Here is a 15,628-nt window from a genome sequence, read left to right as displayed (position 1 = left end):
GAGCCCGCGGCCGCCGCTCCGGCAGCTCCCGCGAAGGCCCCGGCCGCCCCCGCGAAGGCCGCGCCCGCGAAGGCGGCCCCGGCACCCGCGAAGGCCGAGGCCCCGGCCGAAGCCTCCGGCGGCCCCGAGTTCGTGACGCTGCGCGGCCCGTCGGCCGCCGTCGCGAAGAACATGAACGCCTCGCTGGAGCTGCCGACGGCCACGTCGGTCCGCGCCGTGCCGGTGAAGCTGCTCTTCGACAACCGCATCGTCATCAACAACCACCTGAAGCGCGCCCGTGGCGGGAAGATCTCCTTCACGCACCTCATCGGGTACGCGATGGTGCAGGCCCTCAAGGCCATGCCGTCGATGAACTACTCCTTCGCGGTGAAGGACGGCAAGCCGACCCTGGTCAAGCCGGAGCACGTCAACCTCGGCCTGGCCATCGACCTGGTGAAGCCGAACGGCGACCGCCAGCTCGTCGTCGCGGCCATCAAGAAGGCCGAGACGCTCAACTTCTTCGAGTTCTGGCAGGCCTACGAGGACATCGTCCGCCGTGCCCGTGTCGGCAAGCTCGGCATGGACGACTTCTCCGGCGTCACCGCCTCGCTGACCAACCCCGGCGGCATCGGCACCGTCCATTCGGTGCCCCGCCTGATGCCCGGTCAGGGCCTCATCATGGGCGTCGGCGCGATGGACTACCCGGCGGAGTTCCAGGGCACCTCCCAGGACACCCTGAACAAGCTGGGCATCTCGAAGGTCATGACCCTGACCTCGACGTACGACCACCGCGTCATCCAGGGTGCCGCGTCCGGCGAGTTCCTCCGTGTGCTGGCCCAGCTCCTGCTCGGCGAGAACGACTTCTACGACGAGATCTTCAAGGCGCTGCGCATCCCCTACGAGCCGGTCCGCTGGCTCAAGGACATCGACGCCTCGCACGACGACGACGTCACCAAGGCTGCGCGGGTCTTCGAGCTGATCCACTCCTACCGGGTCCGCGGTCACGTGATGGCCGACACCGACCCGCTGGAGTACCGCCAGCGCAAGCACCCCGACCTGGACATCACCGAGCACGGCCTCACCCTGTGGGACCTGGAGCGGGACTTCGCGGTCGGCGGTTTCGCCGGCAGGACGATGATGAAGCTCCGTGACATCCTCGGTGTCCTGCGTGAGTCGTACTGCCGCACCACCGGCATCGAGTTCATGCACATCCAGGAGCCGAAGGAGCGCAAGTGGCTCCAGGACCGGGTGGAGCGTCCGCGCCCGGCTCCGGAGCGCGAGGAGCAGCTGCGGATCCTGCGCCGCCTCAACGCCGCCGAGGCGTTCGAGACGTTCCTGCAGACCAAGTACGTCGGCCAGAAGCGGTTCTCGCTGGAGGGCGGCGAGTCCGTCATCCCGCTGCTCGACGCGGTCATCGACTCCGCCGCCGAGGCCCGCCTGGACGAGGTCGTCATCGGCATGGCCCACCGCGGCCGGCTGAACGTGCTGGCGAACATCGTCGGCAAGTCGTACGCGCAGATCTTCCGCGAGTTCGAGGGCAACCTCGACCCGCGTTCGATGCACGGCTCCGGCGACGTCAAGTACCACCTGGGCGCCGAGGGCACCTTCACCGGTCTGGACGGCGAGCAGATCAAGGTCTCGCTGGCCGCCAACCCCTCGCACCTGGAGGCGGTCGACCCGGTCCTGGAGGGCATCGCCCGCGCCAAGCAGGACATCATCAACAAGGGCGGCACGGACTTCACGGTCCTGCCCGTCGCGCTCCACGGCGACGCGGCCTTCGCGGGCCAGGGCGTCGTCGCCGAGACGCTCAACATGTCGCAGCTGCGCGGCTACCGCACCGGCGGCACCGTGCACGTGGTGATCAACAACCAGGTCGGTTTCACCGCCGCCCCCGAGTCCTCGCGCTCCTCGATGTACGCCACCGACGTGGCGCGCATGATCGAGGCGCCGATCATCCACGTCAACGGCGACGACCCGGAGGCCGTGGTGCGCGTCGCGCGGCTCGCCTTCGAGTACCGGCAGACGTTCAACAAGGACGTCGTCATCGACCTCATCTGCTACCGCCGCCGCGGGCACAACGAGGGCGACAACCCGGAGTTCACCAACCCGCAGATGTACACCCTGATCGACAAGAAGCGCTCGGTGCGCAAGCTCTACACCGAGTCCCTCATCGGTCGCGGCGACATCACGCTGGAAGAGGCCGAGCAGGCGCTCCAGGACTTCCAGGGCCAGCTGGAGAAGGTCTTCGCGGAGGTCCGTGAGGCCACCTCGTCGCCGTCGCAGCCGCACGTCCCGGACGTGCAGGCGGAGTTCCCCGTCGCCGTGAACACCGCGGTGACCTCCGAGGTCGTGAAGCTGATCGCCGAGTCGCAGGTCAACATCCCCGACGGCATCACCGTGCACCCGCGCCTGCTGCCGCAGATGCAGCGCCGTGCGGCCTCCGTGGAGAACGGCACGATCGACTGGGGCATGGGCGAGACCCTCGCCATCGGCTCGCTGCTGATGGAGGGCACCCCGGTCCGGCTCGCCGGCCAGGACACCCGCCGCGGCACGTTCGGCCAGCGTCACGCCGTGCTCGTCGACCAGAAGACCGGCGAGGACTACACCCCGCTGCTCTACCTCTCCGACGACCAGGCCCGTTACAACGTCTACGACTCGCTGCTCAGCGAGTACGCGGCGATGGGCTTCGAGTACGGCTACTCCCTGGCCCGCCCGGAGTCCCTGGTGATCTGGGAGGCCCAGTTCGGTGACTTCGTCAACGGCGCCCAGACCGTCGTGGACGAGTTCATCTCCTCGGCCGAGCAGAAGTGGGGCCAGACGTCCGGCGTCACCCTGCTCCTCCCGCACGGTTACGAGGGCCAGGGCCCGGACCACTCGTCCGCCCGTCCGGAGCGTTTCCTGCAGATGTGCGCGCAGGACAACATGACGGTCGCGATGCCGACCCTCCCGTCGAACTACTTCCACCTCCTGCGGTGGCAGGTGCACAACCCGCACCACAAGCCGCTGATCGTCTTCACGCCGAAGTCGATGCTGCGTCTCAAGGCGGCGGCGTCGACGGTCGAGGAGTTCACCACCGGCGGCTTCCGCCCGGTGATCGGCGACGAGACGGTCAAGGCCGAAGCGGTCCGCAAGGTCGTCTTCGTCTCCGGCAAGCTCTACTACGACCTGGACGCCGAGCGCGAGAAGCGTGGCGACACGGAGACGGCGATCATCCGCCTGGAGCGTCTGTACCCGCTCCCGGGCGCGGAGATCCAGGCCGAGATCGCCAAGTACCCGAACGCCGAGAAGTACCTCTGGGCCCAGGAGGAGCCGGCGAACCAGGGTGCGTGGCCGTTCATCGCGCTCAACCTGATCGACCACCTGGACCTGGCCGTCGGCGCCGACGTGCCGCACGGTGAGCGTCTGCGCCGCATCTCGCGTCCGCACGGCTCGTCCCCCGCGGTCGGTTCGGCCAAGCGCCACCAGGCCGAGCAGGCCCAGCTGGTCAACGAGGTCTTCGAGGCCTGATCAGCGGCTGTGCACCACCGGAGGGCCCGGCCCCGCGAGATGCTCGCGGGGCCGGGCCCTCCGCCTTTCCGGCCTCGTTATTCTGGTCGTATGTACTTCACGGACCGTGGCATCGAGGAACTGGAGAAGCGGCGCGGCGAGGAGGAGGTCACCTTCGAGTGGCTCGCCGAGCAGCTCCGTACGTTCGTCGACCTCAACCCCGACTTCGAGGTTCCCGTCGAGCGCCTGGCGACCTGGCTGGCCCGGCTGGACGACGAGGACGAGGACGAGTAGTCACCCTCCGGAGCTTCCGCCTCCCCCGTCCGCGCCCCTGATGCGGTTGTGGGCGAGCCTCAGCACGCCCTGCACGAGGAGGATCAGGCCCGCGGTGACCCAGCCGCCGCTGCGCCGGCGGACGCCCCACAGGGCCAGCGGCAGGCCCGTGGCGACCTGCGCCGTGGCCACCGCGCGGGCCCTGGGGCCGAGCACCCGGGGGCCGGGGCTGCCGCTCTCGACCGCGTCGAGTCCCATGCGCACGGCATCGCGCCGGCCGGCCCGTTCGACCTGTTCCGCTTCCGGGTGGGCCCCGGCAGCCGAGCGGAGTCTGTCGGCGGGCTCGCCGGGCGTGAGACCGGGCGGCAGGGCCACCCCGGCCCGCGCGAGTACGGCGAGCAGTCCGCGCAGCCGTGCGTCGGCGTCCGCCTCTGGGTCCGGGCGGGTGAGTGCCTCCAGCGCCTGCACGTCCAGGACGGGGTCGAGGCCCAGCCGGGCGGCAGACGTCCGCATGGCCTCCTCCTCGGCGGCCGGGGTGCCGTCAGCGAGCCAGGTGTAGCCGGCAGGGCGGCGGAAACCCGCGGCGAGGGTGTATCCGGACCGGTCGCCGTCCCACCACAGGGCGAGCACCGGCCAGGTGGAGCCCACCGCGAGGGCGGTGGCCCAGCCGCCGACGACGCGGTCGACGGGCTCGGCGCTTCCTTCGTCCGGCGGGTCCCCGGCGGCCGGTGTTCCCCGGTGGTCCTCGCGGCCGGCCTTCCGCCAGGGCTTCCCTTCGGGGACCAGTACGCTCCAGCCGGCCCCGGCGGGCACGAGCAGCATGCGCTCCGGCAGCAGACGGGCCACGGGCCGTACGGACCCGGGGCCGGCCCGGCAGAGGAGCAGGGCGCCTGCGGATGTTGCGGTCATGTCCCACACGCTAGGGCAATTTGCTCACGAATGAACGCTTTTGACCCACCCGCTCCCACCCTCCACGAGCATCCTTTCGATTCCTTCTTGACTTTCACGATCCGCGATATATCGTGTTTTCAAGAGGACGCGATATGTTGCGTCATGCCACCCAGCGGGAGGTCAGACCCATGCCGGAGTCGACGTGGACCGTCGCCGAGCCCCAGAAGCTCACCTTCGACGACCCTGTGACAGCCCTCAACGTGCGCATCGTCGACGGCATGATCAATGTTGTCGGCACCGACGGGCCGGCCGCGCGGCTGGAGGTGTCCGCGATCGAGGGACCGCCGCTGACCGTGACCCTGGAGGACGGCACCCTCACCGTCGCCTACGAGGATCTGCCGTGGCAGGGCCTCCTCACCTGGCTCGACCGCAGGAGCCCGCGCCGCAGCGCCGCGGTCTCGCTCGCCGTGCCGGCCGGCGCGGCGGTGGAGGTCGGCGTGATCGCCGCCGAGGCCGTCGTCTCGGGCATCCGGGGACGCACCGAGCTGCGGGGCATCTCCGGCGACAGCACTCTGGTGGGTCTTTCCGGAGCTGTCCGGGCCGAGACGGTGTCCGGCAGCCTGGAGGCCCAGACCGTCACCGGCGACCTCCGCTTCCAGTCCGTGTCGGGCGATCTGACGGTCCTCGACGGCGCCGGCACCTCGGTCCGGGCGGAGTCCGTCACCGGCCACATGGTGCTCGATCTCGACACCTCGCCGACACCGACGGACATCAGGCTGACCTCGGTGTCCGGCGAGATCGCCATCCGGCTGCCGCACCCGGCGGACGCGAAGGTCGAGGCGAACACCGCGAGCGGTACGGTCTCCAACGCGTTCGAGGACCTGCGGGTGGGCGGTCAGTGGGGTGCGAAGAAGATCACCGGCACACTGGGCGCGGGCACGGGGAAGCTGAAGGCGACCACCGTCTCGGGTTCGATCGCCCTGTTGCGCCGCCCGCCCGCCCAGAACAACACCCACGATGCCGAGCCGACCGGAAAGGTGCTCTGACATGGCTCCCGTATTCGCCCACGGCCGTCTGCGCCTGTACCTCCTCAAGCTGCTGGACGAAGCGCCCCGCCATGGATACGAGGTGATCCGTCTCCTGGAGGAGCGCTTCCAAGGGCTGTACGCACCGTCGGCCGGCACCGTCTATCCCCGGCTCGCCAAGCTGGAGGCCGAGGGCCTGGTCACCCACGCCACCGAGGGCGGCCGCAAGGTCTACTCCATCACGGACGCCGGACGGGCCGAGCTGGCGGGACGCGGCGGTGAACTGGCCGATCTGGAGCTGGAGATCCGTGACTCCGTCTCCGAGCTGGCCGCCGAGATCCGTGACGACGTACGGGGCGCGGCCGGCCGGCTCCGCAGCGAGATGCGCGCGGCAGCCTCGGAGTCCCGGCACACCTCCGGCGGCGCCCGGAGCGGGTGGGACGCCGGCCTCGGGGACAGCGAGGCGTGGAGCACCGCGAAGGAGGAGCTGCGCAAGGCCAAGCAGGAGTGGAAGGAACAGGCCCGCAGAGCGAAGGACGAGTCCCGCAAGGCCCGCGAGGACGCGGAGCAGGCTCGCCGTCAGGCCCAGGAGGCACACGAGAAGGCGCGGGAGCAGATGCAGAATGCGGCGCGTCAGGTCCAGGAACGCTTCGCGCGGGGTGACTGGCCCGCGGGTGTGCGGGACGGCCTGGCCGAGATCACCGGCCAGCTCGGCAGTTTCGCCAGGACCGGCACCTGGCCCTCGTACAGCCGGCCGGCATCCCAGGAGCCGGGCATCGAGTGGGCCGCCGACGCCACGAGCACGGGCGATCCGGCCCGTGACCTGGACCGCCTGCTGGACCGCTTCCGCGACGACATCCGCGACACGGCCCGGGACCGCGGCGTCACCGAGGCCCAGCTCGCGGAGGCCCGCCGCCATCTGGCCACAGCCGCGATACACATCGACTCGGCTCTGCGGAGGACGGCCGACGAGGCGACTGGCACCTCCGGCACCTCCTGACCCCGGCCGCCGCCCGGCCCGACCGGGGGCCCGGCCGGCCTTCCCGGCCGGGCGGCGGCGCCCGGTCAGCTCGCCCGGGCCCGCCCCTGCCCCCCGTCCCCGTACAGGGCGCGCTCCACCGTCGCGTAGGTCGCGCCGTGTTCGGCGAGGACATCGGCGACGACACCGGGGCAGGCGGTCAGGGCCAGCAGCAGGTGTTCCTCTCCGATGAAGCGATCGCGCCGGCCGAGGGCGACGCGCAGGGACTTCTCCAGGATGCTCTTGGCGCCGCCCGTGAAGGGGCGGTGGCCGGACCGCCATCGGCGGTTCCCCCGGCCGCCCGCCAGGACGCCTTCGCCGTGGGCCTCCTCGACCCGGGCCACGATCTCGGTGACGTCGATGCCGATACCGGCGAGCGCCTCCGCGTCGGCCTTGGTGAGCCCGCCACGACGGCGGGCCTCGGCGAGCGCCGTCTCCACCGAGGAGCGCCGGTCGGTGAGCCCGAGGGCGGTGACGGCGAAGGAGGCCCGGCTGCCCTCCTGGTCCAGCAAGGAGAGCAGCAGGTGCTCCTCGGTGACCGAGTCCGCTCCGGCCCGCTCGGCATGGGTCACCGCTCCGGTCACGGCGGCCCGGGCGCCCTTGGTGAATCGCTCGAACATCAATGCCTCCCGTACTTCTTGTGCACGGCCTGTCTGCTGACACCCAGCTCGGCAGCGATTTCCTGCCACGACCACCCCTGGACGCGGGCGCTTCTCACCTGGACGGCTTCGAGTTGTTCGAGCAGCCGCCGCAGCGCGGCGACGGCACGCAGCCCGACGCGCGGGTCATGGTCACCGGCGCGTGCGGCGAGATCCGTTGCTTCGGTCATGACGTCAACTTACGTTGACATCAGGGCTTCTGTCAACCATTGTTGACATCATCGGTTGCGAGGCGGGCGTGCCGCTCCACGTCATACCGTTCGTCGCCGTGGCGGAGCTTCTTCCGGTCGATGCCCTCGGCGGCAAAGCCGGCCCGCAGGGCGACCGTGCAGGAAGCGGGGTTGTCCGTCCGGTGTCCGAGCTCCAGCCGGTAGAGGTCCAATTCGTCGAAGGCCCAGCGGGCCAGCGCCCGTACGCCCTCCACCGCGACGCCTCTCCCGCGCGCCGCCTCGACGGTCCAGTACGGGACCCAGCCGGTGTCGTGGGTGTGATTCGCCGCCGCCACGGCCACGGACCCGAGCGGGACCCCCTCCCGGACGACGGCCCATGTGTACGCGGTGCCCGCCTTCCGCTCCTCCTCCCGGGCCGCGACCCAGTCCAGTACCTCGGCCATGGTCGTGACGGGCCTGCCCGCCTGGCGGGCCATCTCCTCGGGCACGAAGGCACGGAGGACGTCCGGCGCGTCCTCGGGCCGCCAGGGCCTCAGCAGCAACCCCTGCGGCGTCGGCAGCTCCGCCGCCCCGTTCACGAGGTGGTGAGCACGATCTTCCCGAACAGGTCTCCGGCAGCGAGCCGCTCGAAGCCCTCGCGGGCCCGGTCCAGCGGAAGGGTCTCGTCGATGACGGGCCGCACACCGGTGGCCGCGCAGAACGACAGCAGGTCTTCCAGTTCGTCCTTGGAACCCATCGTGGAGCCGACCACCTTGAGTTCCAGGAAGAAGATCCTGGTCAGCTCGGCATGCGAGGGCCGGTCACCGCTGGTGGCACCCGAGATGACCAGGGTGCCCCCGGGCCGCAGCGATTTCACCGAGTGCGACCAGGTCGCCGCCCCCACGGTCTCGATGACGGCGTCGACACGCTGCGGCAGCCGGGCACCGGGCTCGTAGGCCTCGACGGCTCCCAGTTCGACGGCCCGCCTGCGCTTGGCCTCGTCACGGCTGGTGGCGAACATCCGGAGCCCGGCGGCCTTGCCGAGCACGATCGCGGCGGTGGCCACACCGCCGCCGGCCCCCTGCACGAGGACGGAGTCACCGGGCCGCACACCGGCATTGGTGAACAGCATCCGATACGCCGTCAGCCAGGCGGTCGGCAGGCAGGCGGCCTGCGCGAAGGTGAGCTCCTTCGGCTTGGGCAGCACATTCCAGCTGGGGACGGTGACCTGCTCGGCGAAAGTGCCCTGGTAGCGCTCGGTGAGGATGGAGCGCGGCTCGTCCGGGCCGACACCGTGTCCCGTCTGGCCGATGACGGAGTGCAGGACGACCTCGTTGCCGTCCTCGTCGATCCCTGCGGCGTCGCAGCCGAGAATCATGGGGAGCTTGTCCTCGGCGAGGCCCACGCCGCGCAGGGACCAGAGGTCGTGATGATTGAGCGATGCGGCCTTGACCTGGACGGTGGACCACCCGGGCCGCGCCCCGGGCGCCGGGCGTTCGCCCAGCACGAGTCCGTCGAGGGGCCGGTCACGGTCGATGCGGGCTGCGTAGGCGGCGAACATGGCCACGACAATAGGCCGTGACGTGCCGTGACGTAACCGTTCGATGGTGTGACACACACCCCAGCTCGGGCACCCGGGAGTGCGACCGGGTGCCGAGCCTGCGGGTGATGCGCAAGGGCGGGGCGGGGACGGCGTCGCCTGTGACACGACCCGCGCCCCGCCCCGCCCCTCGTACGGCGTCAGCGCCGCGCGACACCCTCCGCACGGGCGGCCGCCGCCACCGCGGCGGTGACGGCGGGAGCGACCCGCTCGTCGAACGGCGACGGGATCACGTAGTCCGCGGCCAGCTCGTCGCCGACGACGTCCGCCAGCGCGTTCGCCGCGGCGATCTTCATCCCTTCGGTGATCCGGGAGGCCCGCACCTGCAGCGCGCCGGCGAAGATGCCCGGGAACGCCAGCACGTTGTTGATCTGGTTCGGGTAGTCCGACCGTCCGGTCGCCACCACGGCCGCGTACTTGTGGGCGACGTCGGGGTGGACCTCCGGGTTCGGGTTGGCCATGGCGAACACGAACGCGCCGGGCGCCATCGAGGCGACGGCCGGCTCGGGGACCGTACCGCCGGAGACCCCGATGAAGACGTCGGCGCCGGCCAGCGCCGTCTCCAGGGAACCGGTGATGCCGGCCCGGTTGGTGAGCTCCGCCAGTTCACGCTTGACGTCCGTGAGGTCGTCACGGTCGCCGCTGACGATGCCCTTGCGGTCGGCGACGGCGACGTCACCGATGCCCGCCTCCAGCAGGAACTTCGCGATGGCCACACCCGCCGCACCGGCGCCGGAGATGACGGCGCGCAGATCACCGAGCGTCCGGCCCGACAGCTTCGCCGCGTTGCGCAGGGCCGCGAGTGTCACCACGGCGGTGCCGTGCTGGTCGTCGTGGAAGACCGGGATGTCCAGACGCTCCTGGAGCTTGCGCTCGATCTCGAAGCACCGGGGTGCCGAGATGTCCTCCAGGTTCACCCCGCCGAAGGACGGAGCGAGGCGCACGACGGTGTCGATGATCTCGTCCGCGTCGGTCGTGGCGAGCGCGATCGGCACCGCGTCGACCCCGCCGAACTGCTTGAAGAGGATTGCTTTGCCCTCCATCACCGGGAGGGACGCCTCGGGGCCGATGTCCCCCAGGCCGAGGACGGCGGTGCCGTCCGTGACGACGGCCACGACCTGTGACTTCCAGGTGTAGTCGTGGACGAGCTCGGGCTTCTCGGCGATGGCGCTGCACACCTTGGCCACGCCGGGCGTGTACGCGAGGGACAGGTCGTCCTTGTCGCGGATCGGAACGGTGGCCTGCACGGCCATCTTCCCGCCGCGGTGGAGGGCGAAGGCCGGATCGAAGGGCTCGTCCGCACTGCTGAGTCCCACCGCATCGGCCGTGCCGTGCGTCTTGCTGTCGCTGCGAGGATTGACGATCTCCGCTGCCATTGTGTTGACCCCTTAAGTCTTCATCAGTTGAGGGTGGCCACTCCTGGTTGAGGAGGGGTGGGCGGGCACCGCGTACGTTCCCGGCGCTGAACGGTTGGACCGCTCCGGCAGGGGAGGCACATACGCGCGGGCGCGCCGCACACGCGCCCTGAGCCCCGGATGAGGGGTGTAAAGGTCTTTTTTACCGGACGGACCAGGCCTCTTACGAGTCGGTATCGACTCGGTGACATGACTCATAGCCGAATATCTGGACAAGTCCACCAAGGGCTACAAAGGCCGTCCGTAGGTCGAGACGCACCGAAGATTCTCCGGAGGAACACGCACTTTCCAGCAGAAGGTCCGGCCCTGCCGTACCAGCCCGTTGAGGTTCGGGGGTCGCCCGTTACCCGATTTTGACATGCCCGGCCCCCTGATCGGGCGAGTCCGAATGGCAAGATGCCCTAATCACACAAGGTGGCGACACCCGAAGGTGCGTGCGCACCCACCTGACCAGCATTCCCTCACCGCCGGAGGATTCCGATCATGACCGCAAGCACCCTCTGTCGTACGACCGCGAAGTCCCGGATTGCCGCGGTCTGCGCAGTCGCGGTCGCCGGCACCCTGCTGCTGACCGCCTGCGGCGACCAGACCGACGGCGGCTCGACGAAGGCCGGCGACGGCACGGCCGAGAACAGCGCCCCGCTCTTCGACAAGCTCCCGGAGAAGTACCGGAAGTCCGGTGTCATCAAGGTCGGCACGAATGCCGAGTACGCCCCGATGGAGTCCGTCGAGAACGGCAGGATCGTCGGTGTGGACCCCGACATCGCCGACGCCCTCGGCAAGCAGCTGGGTGTGAAGTTCGAGTTCACCTCCGGCTCCTTCGACGGCCTGATCACCGCGCTCAACACCGGCCGCCACGACATCGCCATGTCGTCCATCACGGACAACAAGCAGCGCCAGGAGGGCCTGGACGACAGCGGCAAGAAGCTGGGCAAGGGCGTCGACTTCGTCGACTACTTCCTGGCCGGTACCGCCGTGTACACCAAGAAGGGCAACCCCGAGGGCGTCAAGTCCATCGAGGACCTGTGCGGCAAGGTCGCGGCGGTCCAGCGCGGCACCACGTACGAGGAGGCCCTGGAGAAGCAGTCGAAGGCCTGCACGGACGGCGGGAAGAAGGCCGTCAAGATCGAATCCTTCGAGAACGACACCGAGGCCCAGACCCGCGTGAAGTCGGGCGGCGCCGTCGCCGGTGTCAACGACTACCCCGTCGCGGTCGACCTGGCCCGCAAGGCCGGGGGCGGCAAGGACTTCGAGGTCGTCGGTGAGCAGATCGACGCCGGCCCGTTCGGCATCGCCGTGAACAAGGACAACACCGAGCTGCGCGACGTGCTCAAGGAGGCCGTGGACGCGATCATCGCCGACGGCTCCTACAAGAAGGTGCTCGACAAGTGGGGTGCCGGCACCGGCGCGATCGACAAGGCCACCATCAACGGCGGCAAGTGACCGGCGCACCACCGAAGGGCAGTCGAGATGACTGACAAGTTCGACAAGGTGTCCGGCGGCACATCGGCCGCCGCACCCGTCTCCAAGGCCACCACCGTCGCACCGGAGACCATCAGGGCCATTCCCGTCCGGCACTACGGCCGCTGGATCAGCGGCGTGGTCGTGCTCGCGCTGATCGCCGGCCTGGCGTACGCCTTCTCGCAGGGCGACATCCAGTGGCAGGCGGTCCAGGACAAGCTGTTCGACGACACCGTCCTGGCGGGAGCCGGCCGCACGCTGATGATCAGTGTGCTCGCCATGGTCCTCGGTGTGGCCCTGGGTGTGGTGCTCGCCGTCATGCGGCTCTCCAGGAACCCGGTGACCAGCTGGGTGGCATGGCTGTACATCTGGTTCTTCCGCGGCACTCCGGTCTACGTGCAGCTGCTGCTCTGGTTCAACCTGGCCCTGATCTTCCCGGTCCTCAACATCCCGTTCATCTACAAGGACGAGATGACCGATGTGATGACGCCGTTCATGTGCGCCCTGCTGGGCCTCGCGCTCAACGAGGCCGCGTACATGGCGGAGATCGTCCGGGCGGGCATCCAGTCGGTGGACGAGGGCCAGACCGAGGCCTCGCACGCGCTCGGCATGACCCAGGCGAAGACCATGCGCCGTGTGGTGCTCCCGCAGGCCCTGCGGGTGATCATCCCGCCGACCGGCAACGAGTTCATCAACATGCTGAAGACCTCGTCGCTGGTCTACGCGGTCACCTACAACGAGCTGCTGCGCTCCACGTCGCAGATCGGCTCGACCAGCTACGCGGTGATGGAGATGCTCTTCGTCGCCTCGATCTGGTACATCGTGATGACCAGCGTGTTCAGCGTGGGCCAGTACTACCTGGAGCGCCGCTACGCCCGGGGCTCGCTGCGGAACCTGCCGCTCACCCCGTTCCAGCGGGCCAAGCTCGCCCTCACCTCCTTCAGCAACCGTCCCTCTGGAGGTGTCTCCGCATGACCGCCATGGTGAAGGCCGAGGGCGTACACAAGTCCTTCGGCCCCGCGCACATCCTCAAGGGCATCGACCTGGAGGTCGCCCCCCGTGAGGTCTTCTGCCTGATCGGCCCGTCCGGCTCCGGCAAGTCGACGTTCCTGCGGTGCATCAACCACCTGGAGCAGATCAACGCCGGCCGGCTGTACGTCGACGGCGACCTGGTGGGCTACCGGCAGAAGGGCGACAGGCTCTACGAGCTCAAGGACAGCGAAGTCGCCCTGCAGCGCCGGGACATCGGCATGGTCTTCCAGCGCTTCAACCTGTTCCCGCACATGACGGCCCTCGAGAACGTCATGGAGGCGCCGATCCAGGTCAAGGGCGAGGCCAAGGCCGTCGCCCGGGCCCGGGCGGAGCGGCTGCTGGACCGGGTCGGCCTGTCCGACAAGGCGAAGAACTACCCGTCCCAGCTCTCCGGCGGGCAGCAGCAGCGGGTGGCCATCGCCCGCGCCCTGGCCATGGAACCGAAGCTGATGCTGTTCGACGAGCCGACCTCGGCTCTCGACCCGGAGCTGGTCGGCGATGTCCTGGACGTCATGCGCGGGCTGGCCGAGGACGGCATGACGATGATCGTCGTCACGCATGAGATGGGCTTCGCCCGTGAGGTCGGTGACGCGCTGGTCTTCATGGACGACGGCGTGGTGGTCGAGTCCGGCCACCCGCGCGACGTCCTGACGAACCCGCAGCACGACCGGACGAAGTCGTTCCTGTCGAAGGTGCTGTAACACCGTCGCAGACGGCGAGGAGGGCGGTACGGACCCGGGGTCCGTACCGCCCTCCTCGCCGTCTGCGCACACCAGGGGCCCGGGAGGGCACCCGCCGGGGGCTGTACCGAGGCGCGGCCTACTTCACCGCGAGCACCAGACTGTCCGACGGTGAGGCCCAGACCGGGCGCGCCTCCGCGAAACCGGCTTCGCGGAGGGTGCGGGCGTGCCAGTGGACCGACGGCATGTCGCCGTCCGCGTGCTCGCCGTAGATCGCGAAGCGCTCGGCGGTGGGCGCCGCGAGCACCGGGTCCTTCGCCGCCGTCGCCCACCATTCCGCCCAGTCCACCGCGCCCGCGGCCCGGGCCCGGTCCATGGCCGCGTGCCGGTGGGCGCGCTCGGCGGCGTTGATGCGGGGGGTGTCGGCGTCGATCATGTGATCCGCGTTCATGAAGACCCCGCCGTCCCTGACCAGCCCGCCGATCTGCCCGTACAGGGCGGCGAGCGGCTCGGTGTGCAGCCAGTGCAGGGCGGTGGCGGTGAGCACCGCGTCGTACGACCGGTACGGGAGCCGCTCCGTCCAGGCGGCGTCCTTCAGGTCGGCGGTCACGAAGGTGACGCGGCCGTCCCCCTCGAAGGTGCCGCGCGCGATGGCGAGCAGCGCGGGGTCGAGGTCGACTCCGGTACTGGTGGCGTTCGGGAACCGCTTGAGGAGCCGGTCGGTGATACTGCCCGTACCGCACGCCAGGTCGAGCACTCTCGGTTCGGGCCCCACGACGGCCTCGACCATGTCCAGCATCACCCGGAACCGCTCCTCGCGGTCCGGCATGTACCACTCCTGCTGCCTGTCCCAGCTTTCCTGCCAGGACTGCCAGTCGGTGCCCGTCGCCGTCACTCGAACCTCCACTGCATTCGGATTCGTAAGCCCCTTCGAGCGCGACCACCCATTACACTGGTCGCCACATCGACCATAGACCGACGCCGTAAGGACTACAAGTGGAACTGGCCTATTACTCGGACTACGCCGTGCGTCTGGTCAACACCGAGGAGCCGGCCCGCAACAAGGACTCCCTCACCACGGTCGAGTCCGTCCGTGAACTGTTCGGCGCCAACGCCCAGGCCGCCCGCCGCGCCACCGACGCGGACGTGACCCGCTTCCGGTCCGTGCGGGCCCGGCTGCGCGCGGTCTTCGAGGCGGCCGACGGCGGAGACGAGACCCTCGCGGTCGATCTGCTCAACTCACTGCTGCTGGAGTTCCCGGTGAGCCCGCAGGTCTCCGGCCATGACACACGGGACGAGGACGGCAAACCGGACTGGCACATGCATCTCGCCGATCACCCGTCGAACGCGACGGCGGGCTTCGCCGCGATCGCGGCCATGGGCCTCGCCTTCCACCTCACCTCGCACGGCGTGGAGCGCCTCGGCCTGTGCGAGGCGGCGCCGTGCCGCAACGCCTACCTCGACACCTCGACCAACCGCTCCCGGCGCTACTGCTCGGACCGCTGCGCGACCCGGGCCAACGTGGCGGCCTACCGCGCCCGCAAGCGCCTGGAGGCGGAAGGTGCCGGCGGGATGCGGCGCACCGCGGACTCCGCCCAGCCCAGTAGCCCGAGCACCGATCGCTGATCCTTGCGCAGCGGCCTGTAGCGGGCCCGCACCCGGGCCAGCACGAGCTCCTCGGGCACCACCCCGTAGTCCGTGCTGTCCCCGCCGGCGTACGGGTTGTCGCCCAGCACCCACCAGCCGCCGCCGCGTCGCTCGGCGGCCCGCTTGACGACCAGCAGGTCCTGCTGGAACGGATGGCGCAGGATCACCACGTCCCCCGGGCGCACCGGCGCCCCCCGCTGCACGAGCAGCCAGTCCCCGTGGTGGAGCGTGGGCACCATCGACGGCCCTGTCACCTCCACCACCTGGAACGGCTTACGCGCCGCCCGCCCGCTCCACGGCTCCTGTGCCGGTT

Annotated in this window: 16 protein-coding genes; 8 read left to right on the top strand and 8 right to left on the bottom strand. The window is 70.1% G+C overall.

Annotated features, from left to right (window positions below):
• Positions 1 to 3,486, top strand: a 3,486-nt coding sequence (locus VN520_RS33490) for a multifunctional oxoglutarate decarboxylase/oxoglutarate dehydrogenase thiamine pyrophosphate-binding subunit/dihydrolipoyllysine-residue succinyltransferase subunit (protein ID WP_325750707.1), incomplete at its 5' end; no start/stop codon positions are given.
• Between the two features lie 90 nt (positions 3,487 to 3,576).
• Positions 3,577 to 3,759 carry a DUF6104 family protein gene (locus VN520_RS33485; RefSeq protein ID WP_003961784.1) on the top strand — a complete coding sequence of 61 codons (183 nt, stop codon included), beginning with the start codon at positions 3,577 to 3,579 and terminating at the stop codon, positions 3,757 to 3,759.
• On the opposite strand, the gene VN520_RS33480 is transcribed toward VN520_RS33485, so the two are convergent.
• Positions 3,760 to 4,647 carry a hypothetical protein gene (locus tag VN520_RS33480; RefSeq protein ID WP_325750706.1) on the bottom strand — a complete coding sequence of 296 codons (888 nt, stop codon included), beginning with the start codon at positions 4,645 to 4,647 and terminating at the stop codon, positions 3,760 to 3,762.
• 170 nt (positions 4,648 to 4,817) lie between these two features.
• On the opposite strand from VN520_RS33480, the gene VN520_RS33475 reads away from it, so the two are divergent.
• Both VN520_RS33475 and VN520_RS33470 read left to right on the top strand, forming a co-directional pair.
• Positions 4,818 to 5,675, top strand: a complete 858-nt coding sequence (locus tag VN520_RS33475; protein ID WP_325750705.1) for a hypothetical protein — start codon at positions 4,818 to 4,820, stop codon at positions 5,673 to 5,675.
• 1 nt (position 5,676) lies between these two features.
• Entirely contained in the window at positions 5,677 to 6,654 is a 978-nt protein-coding gene (locus VN520_RS33470) for a PadR family transcriptional regulator (RefSeq protein WP_325750704.1), read from the top strand.
• A 65-nt stretch (positions 6,655 to 6,719) separates the two neighbouring features.
• On the opposite strand, the gene VN520_RS33465 is transcribed toward VN520_RS33470, so the two are convergent.
• The 5 genes from VN520_RS33465 to VN520_RS33445 all read right to left on the bottom strand — a co-directional run bounded on the left by VN520_RS33465 (position 6,720) and on the right by VN520_RS33445 (position 10,456).
• Entirely contained in the window at positions 6,720 to 7,292 is a 573-nt protein-coding gene (locus tag VN520_RS33465) for a Clp protease N-terminal domain-containing protein (RefSeq protein ID WP_325750703.1), read from the bottom strand.
• Positions 7,292 to 7,501, bottom strand: coding sequence for a sigma factor-like helix-turn-helix DNA-binding protein (locus VN520_RS33460; RefSeq protein WP_033298277.1), 210 nt, complete (start codon positions 7,499 to 7,501; stop codon positions 7,292 to 7,294). Before VN520_RS33460 ends, VN520_RS33465 begins: the two co-directional genes overlap by 1 nt.
• Before the next feature lie 32 nt (positions 7,502 to 7,533).
• Positions 7,534 to 8,079: a GNAT family N-acetyltransferase gene (locus VN520_RS33455; protein WP_325750702.1), complete on the bottom strand. Its 546-nt coding sequence runs from the start codon at positions 8,077 to 8,079 to the stop codon at positions 7,534 to 7,536.
• Positions 8,076 to 9,041: a zinc-binding dehydrogenase gene (locus VN520_RS33450; protein WP_325750701.1), complete on the bottom strand. Its 966-nt coding sequence runs from the start codon at positions 9,039 to 9,041 to the stop codon at positions 8,076 to 8,078. Before VN520_RS33450 ends, VN520_RS33455 begins: the two co-directional genes overlap by 4 nt.
• Before the next feature lie 179 nt (positions 9,042 to 9,220).
• Positions 9,221 to 10,456 carry an NADP-dependent malic enzyme gene (locus VN520_RS33445; RefSeq protein ID WP_325750700.1) on the bottom strand — a complete coding sequence of 412 codons (1,236 nt, stop codon included), beginning with the start codon at positions 10,454 to 10,456 and terminating at the stop codon, positions 9,221 to 9,223.
• 522 nt (positions 10,457 to 10,978) lie between these two features.
• On the opposite strand from VN520_RS33445, the gene VN520_RS33440 reads away from it, so the two are divergent.
• The 3 genes from VN520_RS33440 to VN520_RS33430 are packed head-to-tail and all read left to right on the top strand — an operon-like array spanning position 10,979 to position 13,689.
• Positions 10,979 to 11,938, top strand: coding sequence for an ABC transporter substrate-binding protein (locus VN520_RS33440; protein WP_325750699.1), 960 nt, complete (start codon positions 10,979 to 10,981; stop codon positions 11,936 to 11,938).
• 27 nt (positions 11,939 to 11,965) lie between these two features.
• Positions 11,966 to 12,931 (top strand): amino acid ABC transporter permease, encoded by a 966-nt coding sequence (locus tag VN520_RS33435; protein ID WP_325750698.1) that lies wholly within the window; start codon positions 11,966 to 11,968, stop codon positions 12,929 to 12,931.
• Positions 12,928 to 13,689 (top strand): amino acid ABC transporter ATP-binding protein, encoded by a 762-nt coding sequence (locus VN520_RS33430; protein WP_325750697.1) that lies wholly within the window; start codon positions 12,928 to 12,930, stop codon positions 13,687 to 13,689. Before VN520_RS33435 ends, VN520_RS33430 begins: the two co-directional genes overlap by 4 nt.
• A gap of 118 nt (positions 13,690 to 13,807) precedes the next feature.
• On the opposite strand, the gene VN520_RS33425 is transcribed toward VN520_RS33430, so the two are convergent.
• Complete coding sequence (locus VN520_RS33425) at positions 13,808 to 14,497, bottom strand: class I SAM-dependent methyltransferase (protein ID WP_325750709.1); 690 nt, start codon at positions 14,495 to 14,497, stop codon at positions 13,808 to 13,810.
• A 167-nt stretch (positions 14,498 to 14,664) separates the two neighbouring features.
• Between VN520_RS33425 and VN520_RS33420 the strand changes: the two genes are divergently transcribed.
• Positions 14,665 to 15,294, top strand: a complete 630-nt coding sequence (locus tag VN520_RS33420) for a CGNR zinc finger domain-containing protein (RefSeq protein WP_325750696.1) — start codon at positions 14,665 to 14,667, stop codon at positions 15,292 to 15,294.
• Here VN520_RS33420 and sodX read toward each other — a convergent pair.
• On the bottom strand, positions 15,198 to 15,628 hold a 431-nt coding region (gene sodX / locus VN520_RS33415), incomplete at its 5' end, for a nickel-type superoxide dismutase maturation protease (RefSeq protein ID WP_414720031.1). The two genes, VN520_RS33420 and sodX, sit on opposite strands and share 97 nt — an antisense overlap.

The sequence above is a fragment of the Streptomyces sp. genome (assembly GCF_035563135.1).
Classification (GTDB): domain Bacteria; phylum Actinomycetota; class Actinomycetes; order Streptomycetales; family Streptomycetaceae; genus Streptomyces.
The sequence above is the reverse complement of the archived record's forward strand: the minus strand, read 5'-3'. Positions and strand labels throughout refer to the sequence as shown.

Coding starts and splice junctions, on each gene's coding strand:
- VN520_RS33445 (WP_325750700.1), bottom strand. CDS start 10,456: ATGGCAGCGGAGATCGTCAATCCTCGCAGCGACAGCAAGACGCACGGC.
- VN520_RS33435 (WP_325750698.1), top strand. CDS start 11,966: ATGACTGACAAGTTCGACAAGGTGTCCGGCGGCACATCGGCCGCCGCA.
- VN520_RS33450 (WP_325750701.1), bottom strand. CDS start 9,041: ATGTTCGCCGCCTACGCAGCCCGCATCGACCGTGACCGGCCCCTCGAC.
- VN520_RS33475 (WP_325750705.1), top strand. CDS start 4,818: ATGCCGGAGTCGACGTGGACCGTCGCCGAGCCCCAGAAGCTCACCTTC.
- VN520_RS33425 (WP_325750709.1), bottom strand. CDS start 14,497: ATGCCGGACCGCGAGGAGCGGTTCCGGGTGATGCTGGACATGGTCGAG.
- VN520_RS33430 (WP_325750697.1), top strand. CDS start 12,928: ATGACCGCCATGGTGAAGGCCGAGGGCGTACACAAGTCCTTCGGCCCC.
- VN520_RS33470 (WP_325750704.1), top strand. CDS start 5,677: ATGGCTCCCGTATTCGCCCACGGCCGTCTGCGCCTGTACCTCCTCAAG.
- VN520_RS33440 (WP_325750699.1), top strand. CDS start 10,979: ATGACCGCAAGCACCCTCTGTCGTACGACCGCGAAGTCCCGGATTGCC.
- VN520_RS33480 (WP_325750706.1), bottom strand. CDS start 4,647: ATGACCGCAACATCCGCAGGCGCCCTGCTCCTCTGCCGGGCCGGCCCC.
- VN520_RS33485 (WP_003961784.1), top strand. CDS start 3,577: ATGTACTTCACGGACCGTGGCATCGAGGAACTGGAGAAGCGGCGCGGC.
- VN520_RS33460 (WP_033298277.1), bottom strand. CDS start 7,501: ATGACCGAAGCAACGGATCTCGCCGCACGCGCCGGTGACCATGACCCG.
- VN520_RS33465 (WP_325750703.1), bottom strand. CDS start 7,292: ATGTTCGAGCGATTCACCAAGGGCGCCCGGGCCGCCGTGACCGGAGCG.